Origin of the sequence: Phenylobacterium sp. (genome assembly GCF_004297125.1) — a bacterium.
GTDB lineage: Bacteria > Pseudomonadota > Alphaproteobacteria > Caulobacterales > Caulobacteraceae > Phenylobacterium.
Genome location: NZ_SCVD01000039.1, coordinates 1 through 20,400, shown reverse-complemented (window position 1 = coordinate 20,400; position 20,400 = coordinate 1). Strand labels below are relative to the sequence as shown.

General features: G+C 69.0%; 18 protein-coding genes and 1 tRNA gene. 8 read left to right on the top strand and 11 right to left on the bottom strand.

The features are described from left to right. The first annotated feature begins 84 nt into the window (after positions 1-84). The 6 genes from EPO51_RS24800 to EPO51_RS24775 all read left to right on the top strand — a co-directional run bounded on the left by EPO51_RS24800 (position 85) and on the right by EPO51_RS24775 (position 5,450). Positions 85-564: a GcrA family cell cycle regulator gene (locus EPO51_RS24800; protein WP_293356246.1), complete on the top strand. Its 480-nt coding sequence runs from the start codon at positions 85-87 to the stop codon at positions 562-564. Between the two features lie 74 nt (positions 565-638). Then, positions 639-1,142 (top strand): exonuclease domain-containing protein, encoded by a 504-nt coding sequence (locus EPO51_RS24795; RefSeq protein WP_293356243.1) that lies wholly within the window; start codon positions 639-641, stop codon positions 1,140-1,142. 5 nt (positions 1,143-1,147) lie between these two features. Beyond that, a complete protein-coding gene (locus EPO51_RS24790) occupies positions 1,148-1,600 on the top strand; it encodes a BRCT domain-containing protein (protein WP_293356240.1) in 453 nt (150 codons plus the stop codon). 72 nt (positions 1,601-1,672) lie between these two features. Next, positions 1,673-2,527 (top strand): hypothetical protein, encoded by an 855-nt coding sequence (locus tag EPO51_RS24785; RefSeq protein WP_293356237.1) that lies wholly within the window; start codon positions 1,673-1,675, stop codon positions 2,525-2,527. Positions 2,528-2,980: 453 nt separating this feature from the next. Beyond that, on the top strand, positions 2,981-3,913 hold the full coding sequence (locus EPO51_RS24780) for a DUF2493 domain-containing protein (RefSeq protein WP_293356234.1): 933 nt from the start codon (positions 2,981-2,983) through the stop codon (positions 3,911-3,913). Between the two features lie 295 nt (positions 3,914-4,208). Beyond that, entirely contained in the window at positions 4,209-5,450 is a 1,242-nt protein-coding gene (locus EPO51_RS24775) for a DUF3363 domain-containing protein (protein ID WP_293356231.1), read from the top strand. Here the strand turns inward: EPO51_RS24775 and EPO51_RS24770 are convergent. The 7 genes from EPO51_RS24770 to EPO51_RS24740 all read right to left on the bottom strand — a co-directional run bounded on the left by EPO51_RS24770 (position 5,447) and on the right by EPO51_RS24740 (position 12,907). Continuing rightward, positions 5,447-5,602 carry a hypothetical protein gene (locus EPO51_RS24770; RefSeq protein WP_293356228.1) on the bottom strand — a complete coding sequence of 52 codons (156 nt, stop codon included), beginning with the start codon at positions 5,600-5,602 and terminating at the stop codon, positions 5,447-5,449. The two genes, EPO51_RS24775 and EPO51_RS24770, sit on opposite strands and share 4 nt — an antisense overlap. A gap of 58 nt (positions 5,603-5,660) precedes the next feature. After that, positions 5,661-7,208: an AcvB/VirJ family lysyl-phosphatidylglycerol hydrolase gene (locus EPO51_RS24765; protein ID WP_293356225.1), complete on the bottom strand. Its 1,548-nt coding sequence runs from the start codon at positions 7,206-7,208 to the stop codon at positions 5,661-5,663. Between the two features lie 83 nt (positions 7,209-7,291). Next, on the bottom strand, positions 7,292-9,826 hold the full coding sequence (gene mprF / locus EPO51_RS24760; protein ID WP_293356222.1) for a bifunctional lysylphosphatidylglycerol flippase/synthetase MprF: 2,535 nt from the start codon (positions 9,824-9,826) through the stop codon (positions 7,292-7,294). 19 nt (positions 9,827-9,845) lie between these two features. After that, on the bottom strand, positions 9,846-10,427 hold the full coding sequence (locus EPO51_RS24755) for a DUF1003 domain-containing protein (protein ID WP_293356219.1): 582 nt from the start codon (positions 10,425-10,427) through the stop codon (positions 9,846-9,848). 62 nt (positions 10,428-10,489) lie between these two features. Beyond that, a complete protein-coding gene (locus EPO51_RS24750) occupies positions 10,490-11,878 on the bottom strand; it encodes a sensor histidine kinase (RefSeq protein ID WP_293356216.1) in 1,389 nt (462 codons plus the stop codon). Next, entirely contained in the window at positions 11,875-12,558 is a 684-nt protein-coding gene (locus EPO51_RS24745) for a response regulator transcription factor (protein ID WP_293356213.1), read from the bottom strand. The genes EPO51_RS24750 and EPO51_RS24745 overlap by 4 nt, the downstream gene beginning before the upstream one ends. A gap of 103 nt (positions 12,559-12,661) precedes the next feature. Next, a complete protein-coding gene (locus tag EPO51_RS24740; RefSeq protein WP_293356210.1) occupies positions 12,662-12,907 on the bottom strand; it encodes a hypothetical protein in 246 nt (81 codons plus the stop codon). A gap of 926 nt (positions 12,908-13,833) precedes the next feature. Between EPO51_RS24740 and EPO51_RS24735 the strand changes: the two genes are divergently transcribed. Continuing rightward, positions 13,834-14,025 carry a hypothetical protein gene (locus EPO51_RS24735; protein WP_293356207.1) on the top strand — a complete coding sequence of 64 codons (192 nt, stop codon included), beginning with the start codon at positions 13,834-13,836 and terminating at the stop codon, positions 14,023-14,025. A 428-nt stretch (positions 14,026-14,453) separates the two neighbouring features. On the opposite strand, the gene EPO51_RS24730 is transcribed toward EPO51_RS24735, so the two are convergent. From EPO51_RS24730 to EPO51_RS24715, 4 genes are all read right to left on the bottom strand, one after another. Beyond that, positions 14,454-15,545 carry a Fic family protein gene (locus tag EPO51_RS24730; RefSeq protein ID WP_293356204.1) on the bottom strand — a complete coding sequence of 364 codons (1,092 nt, stop codon included), beginning with the start codon at positions 15,543-15,545 and terminating at the stop codon, positions 14,454-14,456. Between the two features lie 352 nt (positions 15,546-15,897). Then, positions 15,898-15,974 (bottom strand) — tRNA-Arg (locus EPO51_RS24725). Between the two features lie 79 nt (positions 15,975-16,053). Further along, positions 16,054-17,328, bottom strand: coding sequence for a hypothetical protein (locus EPO51_RS24720; protein WP_293356201.1), 1,275 nt, complete (start codon positions 17,326-17,328; stop codon positions 16,054-16,056). A 108-nt stretch (positions 17,329-17,436) separates the two neighbouring features. After that, complete coding sequence (locus tag EPO51_RS24715) at positions 17,437-18,459, bottom strand: P1 family peptidase (protein WP_293356198.1); 1,023 nt, start codon at positions 18,457-18,459, stop codon at positions 17,437-17,439. Between the two features lie 51 nt (positions 18,460-18,510). On the opposite strand from EPO51_RS24715, the gene EPO51_RS24710 reads away from it, so the two are divergent. Further along, positions 18,511-20,247 (top strand): gamma-glutamyltransferase family protein, encoded by a 1,737-nt coding sequence (locus EPO51_RS24710; RefSeq protein ID WP_293356195.1) that lies wholly within the window; start codon positions 18,511-18,513, stop codon positions 20,245-20,247. The last annotated feature ends 153 nt before the right edge of the window (positions 20,248-20,400 follow it).

The window sequence follows — 20,400 nt, the reverse complement described above, 5'->3', positions numbered from 1 at the left end:
CGTGAATACGTCGGCGCGGGGCGGAGCCGGAGGGAGGGCGGGCCGGGGTGAGCCGATTGGGCTCGCGAGACCCGGAGACACCCCATGCCCGCCACCTGGACCGACGATCGCGTCGACACCCTCACACGCCTTTGGCGCGACGGCCTCAGCGCCAGCCAGATCGCCCGCGACCTCGGCGGCGTGACCCGCAACGCGGTGATCGGCAAGGTGCATCGGCTCGGCCTCAGCGGCCGCGCCGCGCCGCATGTGCCGGGCGCGCGCCGCTCGGAGCCGCGTGGGGAGCGCCGCTACCGCCGGCCGCAGATCGCGGCGCAGGCGATTCGGCCCGCCAGCGTGACGCCGGCCGCGATCCCACCGGTGGAGCCCGTTCCGGACACCGGCCTGGCCACGATCCTGAGCGTGCGCTGGAGCCAATGCCGCTGGCCGATCGGCGACCCGCTGGCCGACGGCTTCCGGCTCTGCGGGCGGGGCAAGGCGCGGGGCGCCTACTGCGCCGCCCATGGGGCCCTGGCTTACCGGCCCACCGAGCGGAACCACCTCATGAAGTTGGCCGGCCTGCGGTGACGCGCGGGCTTGAGGTGGGGACCATTTACGGCTTGATCTCAGGTTCCCGCGACTCGCTCTGGAGACCCGCCCGCTTGACGATCCTCGACCGTCTGACCCGCAGCCTCGGCCTGATGACGGGGGCCGCGCTCGCGTTGCGTCCGCCTGCGGAGCCGCGCGAGGCGGCGCCGGTCGTTGCGCCTGCGCTGCCCGAGATGGACTTCGTGGTGGTCGACGTCGAGACCGCCTGCGGCCGGGCCTCCAGCATCTGCCAGATCGGCATCGTCGGCTTCGCCGGGGACCGCGAGGTGCTGGCCTGGGAGACGCTGGTCGACCCGCAGGACGTGTTTGCGCCGTTCAACACGCGCCTGCACGGGATCGGCGCACGCCACGTGCGCGGCAAGCCGCGGTTTCCGCAGCTCTATGGGGCGCTCTCGGCGCACCTCGGCGGCCGGGTCACGGTCGCCCATTCGGGATTCGACCAGGGCGCGCTGGGCGCGGCCTGCCAGGTCGCCGGTCTGCCTCGCATTCGCACCCGCTGGCTCGACAGCGTGCGGGTGGCGCGCCATGCGTGGCCGGAGCTTCCCAGCCACCGCTGAACCTGATGGCTGAGCACCTCGGCCTGGAGCATCAGCACCACGATGCGCTCAGCGACGCCCGCGTCGCCGGCTGGGTTCTAGTGAAGGCCATGGAACACACCGGCATCGACCTCGACGGCTGGATGGCCGGGCCTTGGCGAGGGCAGCCGAGGCGAAGTCGCGGCGCGGCGCCAGCGGCGGCCGACAGCGGGCCGCTCTCGGGCCTGCGGGTGGCGATCCTCGGCCAGCCGCGCGACGGCCCGCTGTCGCGGGAGATCGCCGCCGCAGGCGGGCGTGTGGTGTCCAGCGTCGGGGCGAAGACGAACCTCTTGGTGGTGGCCGAGGCGCGGCCGTTCTCCTGGGGCATCGAGCGCAGCGCCACCTACCGTCGGGCGGAGTCGCTGATCTCGATGGGCCAGCCGTTGCGCATCATCAGCGGGGCCGACGCGCAGGCAATGATCGCGCAGGCCGAGGTCTGACGCGTCCGGCAGGACCCGCCTCAATGTGGGCTGCCATTGTCCCTTAGGCCCCGCCGCCGCTAACTGGCGGCGATGACCAGCTGTCTCCTCGTCAAGGCTCCCGACCGACTCGTCGCCGTCGCCGACGGCCGGCTTTCGGTTGGCGAGACCGCCATCAGCTTTGAGACGACGCGGAAGATCGTCCGTGTCGTGCCGCGCTACCGCGTGCCTTACGTCTCGGTGGGACGTTTCAGCCACTATGGCGACCACTTGGGGCGCGAGGTCTTCGTCGCCTACGCGGGCGCCTACGCCCTGATCGCCGAAATCCTCAACGTCTTCCGGTCACGGATCACGGAGCGGCTCATCCTCGTCTGGCGGGACGGAGCCCCAGTCCTTTCGGAAAGCTTCGACAGGAGCGCGCAGTTTCTCGACGACTACGACTTTCGGCCCGAAGAGCGCCCCGACATCGACCCGCGTCTGCTGCTGGAGGAACTCCGCGCCGCCATTCAGGAAAAGGCGGACGAATGGTGTCGCAATCGCGCGCTGCGCGCCGAATGCGAGTTCTTGCTGTTCGGCAAGGACAAGGCGAACGCCTATTTTGCCTATCGCGTTTCGATCGATCCGGCCTGGTCGCCAGGCGGCGCGGTTCGAGTTCTGGCGGACCCGATCGGCGATGGAGAGCTGGCGGCGATCGGGTCTGCGGATGTCCTGGGGGCCGCCTTTGGCGATCCAGAGCTGACCAGGGCCTGGAAGGCTGGCGCGTCGATCAGGAGCGGATTGGCGTCGACAGGCTCTTCGCCGGCTTGGACGAACATGACGACGCTCCGAGCGCTCCAAGGTCGCCACCCGTCTCGGACCCCGAGAACTGGCCTTCCGATGACGTCGTCGCCCGCTTCAGCCGGCACATCAGGGACAGCGGCGATCGGAGCGTGGGGGGCGAGCTCGTGATCGTGCGTGGCGGGTGGTACGGCGAAGTGTCGCTACGGTCTGCGAGCTAACGTGGGAGCGACGGGCGTGCCCCGGCCTGATGGCCGGGTCGGGCTCTAGTCGCCTACGGCTCCCGGAGCCCCTGTCGGGTCTCCGCCCATGCGGGTGACGATCCCTCACGCGGGACCTGCGCGGGCGCGTCGGGCCTCAGTCCTGCGCAGCCGTGACCTCAGACATCGGCGCGAGGGGCGCGCCGAGTTGCGCGCCCGCCTCTTCGGGCGGGCGCAAACGCCCCCACACAACGACCTCCGATCTTGTCACGTCACCCGGGCCGTCAACGGCCTGAAGGCCGTTTCCCTCCGCTCCGCGTGAAACGCTCCGCTCCGGTGACTGCCCGGGGCCCGACGTGGCCAAGACAGAGGTCGTTGCGCGTGAGCGCGCATCGGCGATTCCCTCAAACAACGGAGTCCCCCGATGACCTTCTCCCTTCATGCCTTCTCGACCTCGGATACGAGCTTCGACGTGCAAGCCTCGGCGCTGGAAGATGTGCGTCCCCACCCGACGGAAGCGGCGCTGGTGCAGCTGGGCCAGGCCGTGATGACCGAGCTCCTCGACCTGATCGGCGACACGGCGCTCGAGGATGTGCAGACCATCCTGGCCGAGAGCCTGATCGGCGCCTTCCATTCAGCGGCGGGTCGCATCGAGCGCGACGCGGACCGGGCCCGCGACCGGATGCGGGCGCTGGAGCGCGACTTTGACGGGTCGGAGATGGCCGACACCGAGCTGCAGGAGGCCACCACTTCGGCCCGCGCGGCGGATGTGGCGCAGGCGGCCTGCGAGCTGGTCCGCGACGCCGCGGCCGAGGTCTATACGACGGCGACCGGGGATGTCTGGACGCCCTGGCGCGGAAGCCGGCGCGGCACGCAGCTGACGGCAGCGCAGTTGGAAGCCAAGCAGGCGCTGCGGGCGATCGAGAAGCGCCGGTCGGCCGATGCCGATCCGGGCGGCCCGGTGGTGGCCTTCCGGGCCGCGCCGATGGCTGACAGCGGGGTCGACGCCAACCGCATCTTCGACGCCCTGAACTGGGCGCGGGCGCAGTGGCCGGACATGGCCCTGGCGACCACCGGGGCCAAGGGCGCGGAGCGTCTGGCGATCCGCTGGGCGCAGCAGAAGGGTGTCACCCTGGTGCTCGCCCGGGCGGACTTCGACCGGCACGGCAAGGCCGCACCTTTCCGGGCCAACGACGAGCTGATGGCCCTGGAGCCCACCTGCTGCCTGACCCTGGCGCAGTCGCTCGACACCGGACGTGCGGCGCACTCGCATCCGTTCGGGCCCGCGCTGAACCTGGCGCAGCAGGCCAGTTCCCGCGGCGTGCAGCACCTGGCGATCCGGGCTCGCGCAGCCTAGCGCCGCTCTACCTGACTTCGACCCGCTCGGCTTCGGCCGGGCGGGTTTTTCTGTTTGGCCGGTGGAGCGGCGACTCAGTCTAGGACATCAGAGATCGACGGTGGCGACGTCTTGATTGTTGTTGATGCAGATTGATGACTATTGATCTGCACCTCGATTTTGTCGTTTAGGGCAAGATAAAAGAGGTGTTTTGGCTCGCTGTTTGCTCTACCGTTTCAGTCGGTTAGGGCCAGGCACAGGCGCATCGGCAACGCGCTATGACGTGCAGGCCGCCGCGTCAGGATCGGAGGGTCCCATGCTGGTCCGCGAAGCCATCGAGACCCGCCTCTCGAGCGCCTCGGACACACCGCGTGCCCGGCGCTTCGCCAAGCTGCCCACCCGGCTCAAATCGGACCAGGGCCTTGCCCGCACCATGATGCTGCAGCGGCTGGCCGCCTCGCGGCTCTTCGCGCTCGGCGACCGCGCAGGCGTCCTCAGGACGGCTCAACGGCGTTCAGGCCGTCCTTTTCGGCTGGATGTCCGGCAACGGGTGATCGTGAAGGGACTGGTGTCACGCCACGCCGGCGCGGGCGCCCTGCGCGGCGCCGCACTTGCGGCCCACGTATCCTACCTGGGGCGCCCCGGCGCCGGCCAGGACGCGGCACGGCCCGCCTTCTTCGACCGCGAGGCGGAGGACCTCGACGCGGTCGCCGCGACCCGTTCGTGGGCGGAAGACCGGCATCACTTCCGATTCATCGTCTCACCCGAGCATGGTGACCGCATCGCCGACCTCAAACGCTACACGCGCGAGGTCATGCGGCGGGTCACGGCCGATCTCGGCGATCCGGGCCTGAGATGGGTGGCGACCTGCCACTTCGATACCGATCAGCCGCACGCCCACGTGTTGTTGCGCGGCCGCCGCGGCTCGGGGCGCGACCTGGTCATTCCCCGGGCCTACATGGGCTACGGATTTCGGGCGCGGGCACAGGAGGCGGCGCACGAACTCCTGGGCGACCTCTCGCGCAGTGATGCGGAGCGGCGGATCTGGCGCGAGACGCAGGCTGACCGTTTCACCGGCTTCGACCGGCGGCTGCTCGCGGCGGCCGACGCGGGACTGGAAGTGGACGACGGCGTGGGCGGCAGTGACGCCTGGTCGGCTTTGCTGCGGGGCCGCCTCCGGCATCTGGAGACCCTGGGCCTGGCGACACGGCGGGGCCCGCGGTTCCGGCTGCATCCAGACCTTGAGCCGCGGCTGCGGACCCTGCAGCTGCGGCGCGACATCATCCGGACCCTGCAGCAGCGCCGGCTGGAGGCGGGACGCGAGCCCCGGGAACTGGGCGACACGCCGGTCAGGGGCAGGGTCGTCAAGACCGGGCGCTACGACGAACTCGGAAGCTCGTCGTGGGTGCTGGTCAGGGATCGCGACGGGCAGGAGCACTTCGCGCGGCTGAAGCTGGGGCAGTCAGCGCCGGCGATAGGTCGCGGGATCGAGCTCATTCCCACCGCTCACGGGGCGCAGATCAAGGGTGGTTCGCGCTCAACCGAGCTCGGGCGCTAGACGGCCTGGACGTTGCCCAGGAGGCTCAGCAGCGCGGTGTTCATGTAGTAGCTCTCGCGACCAAGCTTGAGCTTTCGCATCAGGCCGATGCGCGTGAGTTCGTCGAGATAGCGCGTCGCCGTGATGCGGCTCACCCCGAGGTCGCGCTCCACGAAGGCTATCTATGGTGGGTGGCGGAGACACTGAGCACCTCGCCCGCGCACCGGTCACCTACTGCGGCAGGGCTTTCAGGATGGCCTGGCTGACAGCGGTGAAATCGCCATTGTAGTGGTGACCGCCCGCGAGGCGAACGCTGCGGATGACCCCGGGCGGGAAGGTGGGGCAGGCCGCGTCGCTTTCCTGGTCGCCGTAGACGCAGACCAGCGGCGTCCCCTTCAGGCCAGCCAGCGCTGGGGCGATCGGGTAGGCTGAGGCGCCGCTGAGATCGAGCCAGTCGCCGGGGCGGAACTCAAGCTCGCCCGTCCTGTCGACGCCGACCAAGGCCACCCCGCGGATGTGGCTGCGTAGATCGGCGGGCAGGTGCGGAATGATGGCCGGAAGCGCGTCGGCCCCGAAGGAGTAGCCTGTCAGGACGATGCGGCTCTTGTGCCAGGCAGACATATAGTGACGCAGCACGGCCGTCAGGTCCGCGGCGGCGCCCTGCGGCGTGCGCGCGGTCCAGAAATAGCGCAGCGAGTCATACCCGACCACCGGGATGCCAGCGCGCACGAACCCTGCGGACATTCCCTGATCGATGCCCGCCCAGCCGCCATCGCCCGAATAGAACACCGCCAGGGTGTCGCCGCCTCCGGCTGTGGGGAGGGCGGCCAGCGGCAGATCCGCCACATGAGCGTCGAGCGCCGTGTCCGTAGTGCGCATTCGGACCCCGTCGGTGGCGGCATAGAGCGACGCGAAGGCCTGTGCGAACTGCGGCGCCCAGTTGGCGGGGACCGCGTAGCCATGACCGACCTTGGGCAGGTCCACGACCCGGCCACGCGGGACCTGGGCCATGTAGGCGTGCGTCGCAGCCGGCAGACAGGTCCCGTCCTGCCCCCCCTGCAGTGCGGTGAATGGCGCGGTCAGCGTCCTCGACGGGCCGTAGATGAATCCGAGCGTCGGATCGGTCGTGTGCGCCAGCTTGCCGTCACCGGCGGCCAGGGGCTTGTCGGTCTTCAGGTCCGGACAGAAGCCCAACCCGATCGCGCCCTGGAACGTGTCAGCGGGGGCCTGCGCCAGGGCGCCATAGGCGAGCGTGGCGCCTGAGGAGTATCCCACCACGACCGGGCGATGGAAGTGCTGGAAGCCCAGGTTTTTCTGCACCGCCAGGGCTAAGCTGGCGAAGTCCCCGGCGGGATAGAGGGTCGCGGACCTTCCGCTCTGGGCGATGCGGAGATAGTGGCGGATGTCCACGCCCACCACCGTGGCGTCCATGTGGGCCAACTGGCGGGCCATATCGACAACGCCCAGGTTCCAGCCGCCGTCACCGGAGATGAAGACGACGAAACGGGCTGGCTCCTTCGACGTCCTGTAGGTCGTAACCGGCCCGGTGGCTGCGTAAGGCAAAGTGGTTTCGGACATTGCGCCTGAAGCCTCCGCCATCGGCGCGCCCACGCTTCGCGCGGGCAACTGGGCGCCCGCGGAAACGCGCGGGCTGGCCATAGGGGAACGCGCGACCACGGGCCCCGGCATAGCCGCGGCGGCGGCCTGCGCCATCGCGCAGGCCCCGATCCCAAGCGCCAGAGCAGCGGTCCCGGAAAGAAGGATGTCCATCAGTTTCATGGCGAGGCCCGTGCAATCGGTTGCGCGGAAGTCCGCGAGACACCTAGGTCTCATGGCCGGCCCACACCCCCTTTCCACGAGACTTACGGATTTGTGAGTGGGGTCGGCGGCGCCCGGCCGACCAGGCGGGTCGCATCCAGCAGCGCTGCCGCCAGCGCGGTGGGTGGCGCCGCCAGGTAGCGCGGGGTCCAGACCGGATCGAACTTGGCCTTGAAGGCGCGCAGGCCGGTGAAGCCGTAGAAGCGGCTGCCGCGCAGCGCGATCTGGGCGCCGATCTTGTGCCAGGCCGGGGCCAGCGGATGGTGCGCAAGGCCGCTCAGGGGCGCCATGCCGAGGTTGAACCAAGCAAAGCCCTGAGTCTTGGCCCACAGAAAGAGCTCGACGAATAGGAAGTCCATCACTCCGCGCGGGGCGTCGGGCAGGTGCCGCATCAGGTCGATGGACGCTTCCTCGCTGCCCGCCGTCCAGATGTTGGCGAAGCCCACGACGCGTCCCTCATGCCGGACCAGCGCGATGGGCTCGGCGGCCAGAACGTGGGGATCGAAGCGTCCCAGGGAAAAGCCCTTCTCCCGTCCGCCATGCCCGACGAGCCAGGCGTCGGAGATGTTGCGCAGGTCGGCGAGCAGGACGGCGGACTGCGGGGGCGCGACCACCTCGAAGGAAAGGCCCTCGCGTACCGCCTTGGCGTGACCTTGGCGCAGCTTCGCGCGCCGGCCGCCTTCGAGGCTGAAATCGGCGAGCGGAACCCTTGCCTCCTCGCCCAGCTTCAGCAGCGAGAGACCTAGATCGAGGTAGGCGGTCAGCCAATGTGGGCTGACCTGATAGATCACAGGCCGCGCGTCGGTCGCGTCGGCCAGTTCCTTGAAGCGCCAGAGCAGGTCCCGGCCCGCGTCCGGATCGCCTACGGGGTCGCCCATGGCGATCAGGCTGCGCCCCTCGGCGCCGTACATGATGAAGGCGTCGCCGGCCGCCGACCGTAGCAGCGCCTTGTCCCCGATCAGGGCCAGCCGCGAGGTGGTGTCGGACCCGGCCTCGACCAGCCCACGGATCGCGTCCAACTCCATGGGGCTCGCCGGCGTGGCGCTGGGACCGGAGAGGCGCGCCAGCGCCCACGCGCCAGCCGCGAGCAGCGCTGCACCGAGCAAGGCCATGCTGCGCAGGAACCGGGCCGGGTCGGCATGGTAACCGACCTCGGCCCAGAGCCGCGCCTCGTAGGGCGTGTCTTCATAGACCCACAAGCCCAGGATGGCGGCGCCGACCAGCACGGCGGCCGTTCCCGCGAGCCACCAGGGCAACATCTGCCTCAGCGGCCAGGCGCCGCGGCGGGTGAAGGCGTCGCGCGCCAGGACCACGCCCAGGGCCAAAGCGATTGCCGCGATGGCCGGGCCGACATCCAGGCCACGGAGCAATGCCGTCGAGGCGCCGACCAGGGCCGCAACGACGGCGACGGGCGCCGCGTTGGCGTGTCGCCGCGCCACGGGCAGGGACACCGCCAACAATGCGAGGCCCGACACCAAGCTGATCAGGTGGCTCGTCTCCAGCACCACCGCCGGCACGGTCTCGCGCAGGATCGCCAGTCGGCCCGGATCGATCCGACCCACGCTGGTCAGAATCAGGACGACGCCCTGGGCGAGGGCCCCCAGCGCGAGCAGCGCTGGGGCGAAGCGACGCCAGGCCTTGCGGATCCCCGCGAGGTCCAAAGCGTTGGGGACCAGCCCCGACCTCGCGAGCGCCAGCGCCGCGATGCCCAGGGGGATGAGATAGTAGATCAGCCGGTAGCCCAAGAAGGCCGCGACTAGCGCGGGCCGTGGCGCGCTCGGCAGAAGGGCCAGGACGCTGCCTTCGAAGACCCCCGCGCCGCCCGGGACGCTGGAGATGACGCCAGCCGCGGTGGCGATGGCGTAGGGCCCGGCAAAGGTGGCGTAGGTGATCCCAACGCCACCCAGGAGAAGCCAGACGACCATGGCGGTGATCACGTTGTCGGCGAGACCCACGAGGACCTGGCCGGCTGCGATGCCCGGCGAAGGCAGCGACACGGACCGGCCCCCCAGGCGAACGGGTCCGCGAAACAGGGCGCAGGCGCCGACATAGGCGATCGGCGCCAGGGTCAGGACCAAGCCGAGGGCGGCGCCCAGCAGGGGGTGTAGTTGCAATCCCAGAACCGGAGGGGACGGCTCCACCAGGAGCGCCAAGCCGGCCAGCATGGCGATGCCGCAGCCGAAGGAGACCGCACAGAAGATGCTGGTCTGCGCAACGGAGAGCAGCGAGACGCCGCTGCGGGCATAGAGGCGCGCGCGCACGGCCCCGCCGATCAGCACCGCAAACCCGATTGTGTGGGCGAAGGCGTTTGCGCAGAACGACCCCAGCAGCACGGTGCGGAACGGCACGGACGCGCCCGACCATTTCAGCCCCAGCCACTCCATGGCCGCAAGCAGGGCGTAGCTAACGAGCGTGAGGCTCACGGCGCCGACGATGCGGACGGGCCCCCAGCCGGCCATCTCGACCCAGATCTCGGCGGGATCGAGGCGGCCCAGTTCGCGCCAGAGAACGAAGGCGGCCAGGGCGAGGAGCGCGGCTGGGGCCAGCCGCCCGGCCCAGGTTCGGACGATCATGAACATGGCGAAATCCTGCCTCGGGCTATAGTGCAGCGGCGGGGTCGCCCGCGCCACGTCCCGCCTGCCGAAGGGTCTGTAGGAGGGCGATCTGCTGGGCCATCAGGTCGGCCAGTTCGCGTGTCCGCAGGCCGTCCAGCTTCTCGTGCAGGCCCATGATCTCAAGCTCGGCCTTCAGATTGATCTCGTAGTCGTGCTCGGCCGCGAGGCGATCTTTCGCCGCCTGACGGTTCTGGCTCATCATGATCACCGGCGCCTGTAGGGCCGCCAGCATTGAGAGCAGGAGGTTGAGGAAGATGTAGGGATAGGGATCGAAGGGGTGCAGACCCAGGCGGGTCATCAGCAGAGAGTTTCCCGCCACCCAGACGGCCAGCACCATGCCGAAGCCGACGATGAAATTCCAGGACCCCCCAACTGCCGCGACCCTGTCGGCGAGCCGCTGACCGAAAGTCTTGTTCTCGCTCAGTTCGCGCGGCGGGTTGCGGGCGGTCACCGAGCGGCGGATGAGGTGCTCGATGACCCGCCGCTCCTCGGGGGACATGTCGCGGAATCCTATGCCCAGCAGGCGTTGGGACGCGGAGTTCAGGGACTTCATTGCGTTGTTCATGGCCGCCTCCAACTAGACCGACCATCACGGGAGCACCCTTCGGCAGCCGCGGCCTCAACCTGTCAATTCTGTGGGGTTGGATCCGTGCCCCCGCGCGGGATCCTCATCACGACCCGTAGGCCAGGCCCATTGTCCTGGAGGTCCAGCGACCCGCGATGGAGCTTTGCGCAGGCAGCGGCGATCGCGAGGCCCAGGCCCGAGCCTGTCGTGGTTCGCGCCGTGTCGAGCCGCACGAACCGCTCCTGCACGCGACCGCGATCCACCTCGGGAATGCCGGGCCCGCTGTCGGCGACAACGACCTCAACGAACCCCGGCCCTTCGGACAGGCTGACGACGACATCCGCGCCCTCACCGGCGTAGCGGCTGGCGTTGAACAACAGGTTGCCCAAGGCTTGGCGCACGAGCAGCTCATGCGCCTGCAGAAAGAGCGGTTGGCCCGGCAGCGTCACCTTGAGGTCCTGTCCGGCGTCCTCGATAACTGGCGCGAACAACTCGACGGTGTCGGCCACCAGCGCCTGCAGATCGATGCGCTCGAACATGTCACGCGAGACGCCGGTTTCGGCGCGCGCGATATCGAGCAGGGCGGACGTCGTCGCGAGTGCCCGATCGGCCTCTTCCCAGGCCTGGGCGATCGCATCGAGGCGGTCGGACACCGACGCGTCCGCAGCCAGCGCTCTTGAAAGCGCCCCTTTCATGCGCGTGAGCGGGGACCGCAGGTCGTGGGCCAGGCTGTCGCTAACCGTGCGCAGGCCAGTCAGCAGTTCCTCGTTCCGATCGAGCATGGCGTTCATCCCCATACCGAGACGATCGAAGACGTCACCCTGCGGATCGGCTGAAGCGCGCGCAGAGAGATCGCCGGAGACGATGCAAGCAGAGACGGCGGCGATGGATTCTGCTCGTCGATAGACTAGGCGATTGAGCCAAAGGCCGGCCAGCACGACCGAGCCGAGCGCCACCGCCAAAGCCGCGAACGAGGCGCCGACGATCGCGCTTCGGAACTCAGCGCGCGCGCTGAGATCCTCGAACACAACGAGGGTCCCTCCCGTCGATATCGGCTGCACCAGCACCTGCCAGCTCGAAACATGCTCGCCCGAGCGCAGATCCAGTGTCCAAAAGCCTGGTCCCGGCAACTGAGCGGCTGTGGCCAGTTGCGCCCCGCCCACCAGGTCCCCATCGTCAGAGAAGAGCGCGTAGCGGAACGCCTCGTCATGCTCGGCACGCTCGCGGCGGTCCAACGCCCGCGCCAGCGGCGCCAAGCCTTCCTCGTGCGCAAACGCGACAAAGTAATCTCTCGCTGATTCGGCGACATCCTTCTGGCGCGCGGACAGAATGGCTTCACCCGCCCGGTCGATGACAAAGCCCCCGATCAGCATCGCTGCGAGGGCGACCGCCAGCAGGACGCTGCCGACAAGGCCTGGGCGGAGGCGCGGCGGCGGCGCTCGCGCCTTCAAGGCTGTTCCGACAGTCGGTATCCCGATCCGCGCAGCGTGTGCAGCAGGGGGCGGTCAAACCCGTCCTCGAGCTTCTTTCGCAATCGGCTGATGTGGGTGTCGACCACGCTCGTGTGGGGATCGAACCGGTAGTCCCAGACCTGTTCCAGGAGCATGGTCCGCGTCACCACCCGCTCCTTGTGCCGCATCAGATATTCGAGGAGCTTGTACTCTCGTGGCAGAAGTTCCAGGAGCCTGCCGCCCCGCGAGACCCGGCGGGTCAGGAGATCGACCTTCAAGTCCCCACAGACCATCTCCGTCTGCACTTCCTTGCCGGCGCGACGACGCAGGAGAACCTCAAGGCGCGCCAGGAGCTCCGAGTAGCCGAAGGGCTTGGTCAGGTAGTCGTCACCCCCCGCTCGCAGCCCCTTGACCTTGTCGTCCAGGTGGCTGAGCGCGCTGAGGATGAGTATCGGCGTCTCGATGCCTGCAGCTCGCAGGCCCTTGATGATGCTGAGCCCGTCCATGCCCGGCAACATGCGATCCATGATCATGACGTCGAAGTCCGAACTCGACCCCATGAACAGGCCGTCCCGGCCATCGGCTACGTGCTCGACCGTGAAGCCGTCCTGGCGGAGGCCTTTCAAGATAAAGTCCGCCGTCTCGGTATCGTCTTCAACGACAAGTATCCGGCGACTCATGGGTGTCTCCAGGCGTTGCTCAATCTGACGCGCCCCGTGGCCCCTGACAAATCGAAGCCCGGACGGCGGGGGCGAACCGTCCGGGCGGTAGCTGGGCCGTGGATCAGCCTTTGGCGACGCACGACTTCATGAAGGCGGCGCGCGTGCCCGCATGCTTCTTCTGGCCTTGCCATGTCTTGGCGCAAGCCTGCTGCTTCCCGTTGACCGCGGTCTTGCCGGGGGCCGCTTTGGTCGCCGCGGCGGAGGCCATAGGGACGGGCTTGGCCGCGGCCGGCTGGGGCGTGGCGAAGGCCGTCGAGCCGAGGGCGATGCTCGCGACGAGCGCCATGGGGATCATCACGTTACGCATTGGGTGTCTCCCGAGTCTCACGCCGGATCAGCCCGGCAGGGTCTATCCAACCCCGCCCTCCCCACGCCACACCGGCCTGTGCCTTACAAAATTGTCAGCCGTTGAAGGCCACGATCTCCGGATCCTGGCCCCGACATCGTGGTCCAATGCTTGCTCGGCGCACGCGCGTTCAGTCCCTAGCGCGCGAACTCTGCCTTCGGGCACGCCCTGACCGTTGCCTCAGGCGCACGCTCGACGCATTGGCAAGCAAGGGAGCACCCAACGCTCAACCTCCTCTAGAACCCGGCGGAATGTGGATCTGCCAGCCGACCGGAGCGTGATTCGAAACGAGATCGCCCAGCCGTCCGCAACCACGCCTCGACCCGGAACTCCCAGCCGACCACCTCGGACTTCGCCCGCCCGGTAGCAATCCACTGTGACGCGGGCCGGGTTGCAAGGAACAGGTCCCGTCCCAGCTACGCGTCTTGCGCACCTTACACCTTTGTGAGTCGCGCGACTGGTTTGCGGAAGGGTCACAAGCATCAATTGGGGTTCGCCGGATCGATCCGGTCCAGAGGCGAAGGAGACGACCCCAAACCGCTTGAGCCCAAGGCGTCAGCGCAAGCTCGCCTCGGGTCTGGTAGGCGCCACGGCGCCCTCGCCCCCCCGCGAGGCGCGCCACCCGCCGGCGAACTCAGGAAGCGCCGGCGTCCCCACCGCGCCGTCCACCTGACGGTCGGGCGGCCACCTCTGAGCGGTCGCCCGACCTTGTGTCTTTAGCTGAACAGGCTGCCACGGGAGACGCGCGCATCCGGCGCGAAGCTTGCTTCAGGTGGCGAACCACGGAGCCGGTCATGGCGACCAGATCGGGGTCAAGGAAGGCCCCTAATGCCGCCGCTTCTCAGGTGGCGGATGAAGGCCGGGGCACGATGACGGGAGTACGGCGCATGACAGCCCTCGATCCGATGTTTGAACCCGACCGGCGCGACGACGGGGAGGTGCACCTACATTTCACGCCCGCGGAGTGGCGGGCGGTTTTGGAGGATCCGCACTTCCTTGACGACGAGGACAATAACTACGCGCCGCGGCGGCTGCTGGGCGTGGCCGTTACGATCGTTCCCGACCACGCTTTCGGCTGAGTTCTGCCCGTGCGGCAGGGAGATGGCCGGCAACGCCATCCCCGCGTTGGAGCCACTTTGTCTCGCAGTCCTCTGCATCATCCCATTGCTGGCCCGAGAGACCAACTGCCGAAGCTATTCCTCTTCGATATCCCGGCGGGATCGACAGCTGGCCCACTTCGGGCTGCACTAGACGAGGCAGGTCGTGTCGCCGCGCGCTGCCCAACAAGCGATACAGCTCCCGCCTGACGAGCCTGGACCATTGCAGCCGTTGAACAGGCCGCGAACCGCCGATCTCAAAGGCGCGTAGGTTTGCGCGCATCGGGCGCGCAACACGATGGGACCAACCGGAGGTGCATCCGGACAGGATGCGGGCGATCCGTCAGCGGGGGGCGAGGGGGAGACGGATCGCCTAAGTCGCCCGAAGCCCGGACCTGGATGCGTTCGCTTCAGACGGCCTGGACGTTGCCCAGGAGGTCCAGCAGCGCGGTGTTCATGTAGTAGCTCTCGCGACCGAGCTTGAGCTTTCGCATCAGGCCGATGCGCGTGAGTTCGTCGAGATAGCGCGTCGCCGTGATGCGGCTCACCCCAAGGTCGCGCTCCACGAAAGCGATCTTGCTGTAGGGGTGGCTGAACATGTTGTTGAGCAGGTCCTGGCTGTAGATCCTCGGAAGTTCGCGCCGCAGCCGGACCTTGTGGTCGAGCATCAGGTCGCGGATCCGGTGGACCAGCCGGGTGGTCTGACCCGCCGTCTGTTCGACGCCGTCCAGCATGAACATGAGCCACTCCTCCCAGACGCCATCGGTCCGGACCGCCTGCAGCAAGCGGTAGTAGTCGGCCTTACGCTGGTTGATGTAGCGGGAGAGGTAGAGGACGGGCGTGCCGAGCAGGTCCTCCTTCACCAGGTAGAGGATGTTCAGGATCCGGCCTGTCCGGCCATTGCCGTCGTAGAAGGGATGGATGGTCTCGAACTGGTGATGGATCACCGCCATCTTCACGAGGGGGTCGAGATCGAGGGTGTCCTCCCCGTTGATGAAGCGCTCGAGGTTCGCCATCAGCGGCACGATTTCCTCGTAGCTCTGGGGCGGCGTGAACACGACTTCGCCGGTCTTGTCGTTCTTCAGCGCGGTCCCGGGAAGGCGGCGAAATCCGGCCTGGTTGCGCTCCAGGGTCGCCTGCATGGCGAGGATGTCGTTGATCGTGATCAGTCCGGTCGCGCGGACCGTCTGGAAGCCCTCTCTCATGGCGCGCGCGTAGGCGTAGACCTCCTTGGCCGCGACGCTGGCGAACCGGTCGGCGACATCGTCACTGCGATAGAGGTCGTCGTGGGTGGTGATGATGTTCTCGATCGCCGAGCTGTCCTTCGCCTCCTGCAGGGAGAGTGTGTTGATCAGGATGGCCTCGTTCGGCACCAGGCCGGCAGCGCCTTTCAGTTCCGCCAAGGCGCGATGCGCGGCCGCCAGTTTCTTGAGGACGAGCTTGGTTTCCAGCTCCACCGACAGTGGAAGGAACGGAGGAACGTGGGTGGCGATCAAGGCCATCGGGAACCGATCTGTATAGAATACGGCTATTCTCTATACATAATTCCGGGACGTGTATAGACCTCGTGGGTGTTTCCGACATGCCCTGTGGATGCGTCCAGAAAGTCGCCGCTTCCTATGCATATTCCCCGGCATGTGTCGCAAAACGCTCCGGACCTATGCACATTCCGTCAGGCCGCGACGGGCCTGCGACTCACCGTGAGCCCATCTCCCGTCCGGAGAACCCCCTGAAACACGATGCAGCGGCCTGGATGCCTTGCGTTATTCGCGACCCCAGTGTGACCCCAACGCTGATTCTTGGACTCTCGCGATCCAGAGCGCGGCGATAATATAATGAAGTTGTTGGAGAAATTGGCGCGCCCGGAACGATTCGAACGTCCGACCCTCAGATTCGTAGTCTGATGCTCTATCCAGCTGAGCTACGGGCGCGCATTGCCTCTCGGCGAGGGCGCGGAACCTAGTCGGGGGCGGGACGGAGCGCAAGACCCCGTCCCGACGATTTTCCGAACTATCTCCGCGGGAACGGCAGACCGCCGCCCAGGATGCCCTGTCGAAGGATGTCGGCGGCGCTGGGCGCCTTGGGCGGCTTCTGCGGCTGGCCGGGCTGCTGTTGCGCCGGCGCGCCGGGTCGGCCGGCCTGGCGGCCGCCGCCCATCATGGCGCCCATGTCCTGGCCCAGGATGCCACCGGTGGCCGAGCGGTAGCGGACCTTCACGGCCCACTGCTGGTTCCAGGTCACCTTCGGATCGGTGGGCCGGGGCGGGTAGACGAAGTTCGCCTCGCCGCCGTAGGCGACCAGCTGGACCATCGCGGAGGGCGCGGCGTCCATCACCTCCTTGGGCACGGCGCAGGTCTTGGTGGCCGGGCCCATCAGGGTCTTGTTGGCCACCAGGCGGCTGATGTCGCCCTGGCTGAGGAAATCGGGGTTCGAGAAGGCCGCGGCCTGGGTCTCGGACGAGCTCCACATCACCACGGTCTCATTGTCGCCGCCGCCCACGGCCGTGGCGTAGTAGGCCTGGGCGTTGCCGACCAGGTTCCAGCCCAGGTTCGTCCAGCCGCCCGGCGCCTTGGCGTTGGTGGTCAGGTTGATGGGCGCGAGGAAGTCCTGGTCCTCTTCCAGGTTGAAGTTGATCTCGGGGTTGTAGTTGCCGCGGATCGTGTGGGCGCCGACCAGCGAGCCGTTCGAGGGGACCATGTCGCGGGTCTTCTCGTTGGGCCATCCGCCGTACGTGCGGTTGCGCCCGAACGCCGGCGGCTGCATCGGCCGGTAGTCGATGCCCTTGAAGAGGTTGGCCGGATTCTGCTGGCCGGACGCCATCTTGGCGAAGTCGATGACATAGGGCTGGCCGGGGCGGGCGTGCTCGCCGCAGCCCCAGAAGATCAGCATCCGCCCCTTGGGCTTCTGGTACTCCTCGGGGACATAGTCATGGCGCTCCTCCCGGACGGTCGTGGTGGGCTTGGGCGTCAGGAGCGGCAGCTGCGGGCCGACCTGCAGGCCGGCGGGCGGCAGGTGATCGGCGGCCGGCGCGGGGTTGGTCTGGCTGGACCCCAGGTCGAGCTGCAGCGTCTTCGACGCGCCGCCGCCGCCCATCATGGCGCGCATCATCGCCCCGGTGTCGGGCTTGCCGCCGCCGGCGCCCATGGAGGGCATGCCGAAGCCGGTCTGTGTCTGGGCGCTCATCCAGTACACGGCCACCGGGCCGGTGACCTTCTGCTGCGCCGTGGCGGCGGTGGCGATTGCGGCTGCGCCGGCGATCAGCGCCAGCTTACGTCCCAGTCCCATTGGGAAACCTCTCCTGAACAAACCCGGCAGAACGCTAGTCCGCGACCGGCCAAAGTGAAATGCGCTTTTCTGCCGGGCCGTCCTGCGGATTTGCGACGAACGTGGCCGTCAGCTCTGCAGGTCCCGCCAGCAGGGGACATACGCGTCCGGCCACGGCTTGGCTTCAAAGATCCCGCGGGCCACGGCGCGGGCCAGGCAGTCGGCGGCGAGCGCCCCCAGCCGGGCCAGGGCATAGGCCGGTGGATCGGTCAGCGGCCGCAGGCCGGTCGAGATCGCGAACACCACGTCGCCGTCGAACGGCGCATGCACCGGGCGGATGGCGCGGGCGAAGCCGTCCTGGGCCATGACCGCCACCCGCCGGGCCTGGGCCGGGGTCAGGATGGCGTCCGTGGCCACGCAGGCGATGGTGGTGTTGCGGGTCTCGACCGGCCGCTTGGCCGAGCCCCACTCGTCCGGGCCGGCGCGCAGGCCCGCGGATCCCAGTCCGCCGAACTCGCCGTCCAGCTCGAAGGGCGCGGCCCAGAAGGTCCGCCCGCCGGGCGCGATCACCGAGCCCCAGCTGTTGACGCACACCACCGCGCCCACCGTATAGCCGTCGTGGGTGACGACCGAGGCCGAGCCGGTCCCGCCCTTCAGGCCGCCGGCCAGGGCGCCGTAGCCCGCGCCGGCGGTCCCCAGGGCGAAGTCCAGGCCTGCCGCCTCGATGGCGCGACGGCCCAGCGCACGATGGGGCGGGTCCTCGCCCCAGGCCTTGTCGCCGCCGTTGGCCATGTCGAACAGGACGGCCGCCGGGACGATCGGCGACCTGGGAATGCCCTCCGCCATCGCGTGGCCGCGGCCGCGGGCGCCCAGCCAGGCCGTCACGCCGTCGGCGGCGGCCAGGCCGTAGACCGAGCCGCCGGCCAGGACCACGGCGTCCACCGTGTCCACCAGGTTCTCGGGCGCCAGGGCGTCGGTCTCGCGGGTGCCGGGCCCGCCGCCGCGGACGTCGGCGGCGGCGACCGCGGGCGCGTCGGGCAGGATCACGGTGACGCCCGTGCGGACAGCATGGTCCTGCGCCTGCCCAACCCTTAGGCCGGGAACGTCGGTGATCAGGTTGCGTGGGCCTGGACCTGGCCTATTTCCGTCCATAGGAGGGACGTCGCACGACCGGGCGTTTGTTGTCCACGCGGCCGGCCCGCTATGGTCAAGTTTCGTCCTGCGCCAGGAGCCGTCCGCCCCGTGAAGTCCAAGCTGTCGTTCGCCCCCCTCGCCCTGGCCGCGTTCCTCTCGGCCTGCGCCCTGCCCGAGACGGCGGCCTCCCAGGCGCCCGCCAAGGCCATGGTCGCCGCGGCCAACCCGATGGCGGTGGAGGCGGGGCTGAAGGTGCTGCGCGCCGGCGGCACGGCGGTGGACGCCGCGGTGGCCGTGCAGGCGACGCTCGGGCTGGTGGAGCCGCAGAGCTCGGGCCTCGGCGGCGGGTCGTTCATGACCTACTACGACGCGAAGACGAAAAAGGTCACCGCCTACAACGGCCGCGAGACCGCGCCGATGGCGGCCACGCCGAAGCTGTTCTACGGCGACGACGGCAAGCCCCTGAACCGGACGACCGCGATCCTGTCGGGCCGGTCCACCGGCGTGCCCGGCGCCATCGCCATGCTGTCGCTGGCCCAGTCGCAGCACGGCAAGCTGGCCTGGAAGGACCTGTTCGGCGAGGCCGAGCGCCTGGCCGACGGCGGCTTTCCGGTTCCCCGCCGCATGGCCGCCGCCGCCGCGGGCCGGGGCGCCCAGGCCGCGACGCCCGACGCGGTCGCCTATTTCACCAAGCCCGACGGGACCAAGGTCCAGGCCGGCGAGATCATGAGGAACCCGGCCTACGCCGCCACCATCCGCAAGGTCGCCGCCGAAGGCCCCAAGGCGCTGCTGGAAGGCCCGATCGCCGAGGCCATCGTGGCCAAGGTGCATGAGGGCGAGCTGCCCGGCGCCCTGACGCTGGCCGACCTGAAGGCCTATCAGCCCAAGGCCACACCCGGTCTCTGCCGTCCCTACCGCGTCTACGTCGTCTGCGTGCCCGGCGCGCCGTCGGGCGGGCCGGCGGTGCTGGAAGCCCTGGGCATCCTGCAGCACACCGACATCGGCAAGCACCCGAACGACGTGGAAGGCTGGTACCTGTTCAGCCAGGCCAGCCGGCTCATGTACGCCGACCGCGACCGCTATATCGCCGACCCCGACTTCGTGGACGTGCCCGTCGAGGGCCTGCTGGACCCGGCCTACCTGGCGGAGCGCGCCAAGCTGATCGGGCCCATGCCCGCCGCCACGGTGGCCCCCGGCAAGCCCAGGGGCGCCGGGGTCCGCGCGCCCGACGCCACGAAGGAGGTCTCGGGCACCACCCACCTGGTGATCGTCGACCAATGGGGCAACGTGGTCTCGATGACGACGACGGTGGAGAGCACCTTCGGCTCGGGCCGGATGGTCCACGGCTTCTTCCTGAACAACCAGCTCACCGACTTCTCGTTCAACCCGGAAGACCGCGACGGCGCCCCGGCGGCCAACGCCGTGGCCGGGGGCAAGCGGCCCCGCTCGTCGATGGCGCCGGCCATCGTGCTGGACCGGAAGGGCCGGTTCGTCGCTGCGGTGGGCTCGCCCGGCGGTCCCTCGATCCTGGCCTACAACCTCAAGGCCCTGGTCGGCATGCTGGACTGGAAGCTCCCGGTGCAGGACGCCATCAACCTGCCCAACCTGATCGCCGGCGGCAGCTTCTACGCCGCCGAGGCCGACAAGTTCTCGCCGGAGGTGAAGGCGGGGCTGGAAGCGAAGGGGATCAAGCTCACGTCCGGCTTTGGGGCGGAGGGGTCAGGCCTGCACGGGATCGAGGTGACCCCACAGGGGCTGCGCGGCGGGGCGGACCCCCGGCGCGAGGGCGTGGCGAAGGCGCCGTAGGCCGTCGCTTTAACCGCAGAAAACGCAGAAAGGCGCAGAAGGACGGCCCGACAGGGCGACCTGTCGGTTCCTCGATTCTGCGTCTTCTGCGTTTTCTGCGGTCGATTGGATCGGCGCTGACGCGCCGGAGCGGGGGTCAGGCGGAGCTGTGGT

Excerpts from the sequence above, each read along its gene's own strand:
- EPO51_RS24710 (WP_293356195.1), top strand. The coding sequence starts at position 18,511 with ATGGTCAAGTTTCGTCCTGCGCCAGGAGCCGTCCGCCCCGTGAAGTCC.
- EPO51_RS24715 (WP_293356198.1), bottom strand. The coding sequence starts at position 18,459 with ATGGACGGAAATAGGCCAGGTCCAGGCCCACGCAACCTGATCACCGAC.
- mprF (WP_293356222.1), bottom strand. The coding sequence starts at position 9,826 with ATGTTCATGATCGTCCGAACCTGGGCCGGGCGGCTGGCCCCAGCCGCG.
- EPO51_RS24720 (WP_293356201.1), bottom strand. The coding sequence starts at position 17,328 with ATGGGACTGGGACGTAAGCTGGCGCTGATCGCCGGCGCAGCCGCAATC.
- EPO51_RS24785 (WP_293356237.1), top strand. The coding sequence starts at position 1,673 with ATGACCAGCTGTCTCCTCGTCAAGGCTCCCGACCGACTCGTCGCCGTC.
- EPO51_RS24780 (WP_293356234.1), top strand. The coding sequence starts at position 2,981 with ATGACCTTCTCCCTTCATGCCTTCTCGACCTCGGATACGAGCTTCGAC.
- EPO51_RS24740 (WP_293356210.1), bottom strand. The coding sequence starts at position 12,907 with ATGCGTAACGTGATGATCCCCATGGCGCTCGTCGCGAGCATCGCCCTC.
- EPO51_RS24765 (WP_293356225.1), bottom strand. The coding sequence starts at position 7,208 with ATGAAACTGATGGACATCCTTCTTTCCGGGACCGCTGCTCTGGCGCTT.
- EPO51_RS24775 (WP_293356231.1), top strand. The coding sequence starts at position 4,209 with ATGCTGGTCCGCGAAGCCATCGAGACCCGCCTCTCGAGCGCCTCGGAC.
- EPO51_RS24800 (WP_293356246.1), top strand. The coding sequence starts at position 85 with ATGCCCGCCACCTGGACCGACGATCGCGTCGACACCCTCACACGCCTT.
- EPO51_RS24745 (WP_293356213.1), bottom strand. The coding sequence starts at position 12,558 with ATGAGTCGCCGGATACTTGTCGTTGAAGACGATACCGAGACGGCGGAC.
- EPO51_RS24755 (WP_293356219.1), bottom strand. The coding sequence starts at position 10,427 with ATGAACAACGCAATGAAGTCCCTGAACTCCGCGTCCCAACGCCTGCTG.
- EPO51_RS24790 (WP_293356240.1), top strand. The coding sequence starts at position 1,148 with ATGGCTGAGCACCTCGGCCTGGAGCATCAGCACCACGATGCGCTCAGC.
- EPO51_RS24730 (WP_293356204.1), bottom strand. The coding sequence starts at position 15,545 with ATGGCCTTGATCGCCACCCACGTTCCTCCGTTCCTTCCACTGTCGGTG.
- EPO51_RS24735 (WP_293356207.1), top strand. The coding sequence starts at position 13,834 with ATGACAGCCCTCGATCCGATGTTTGAACCCGACCGGCGCGACGACGGG.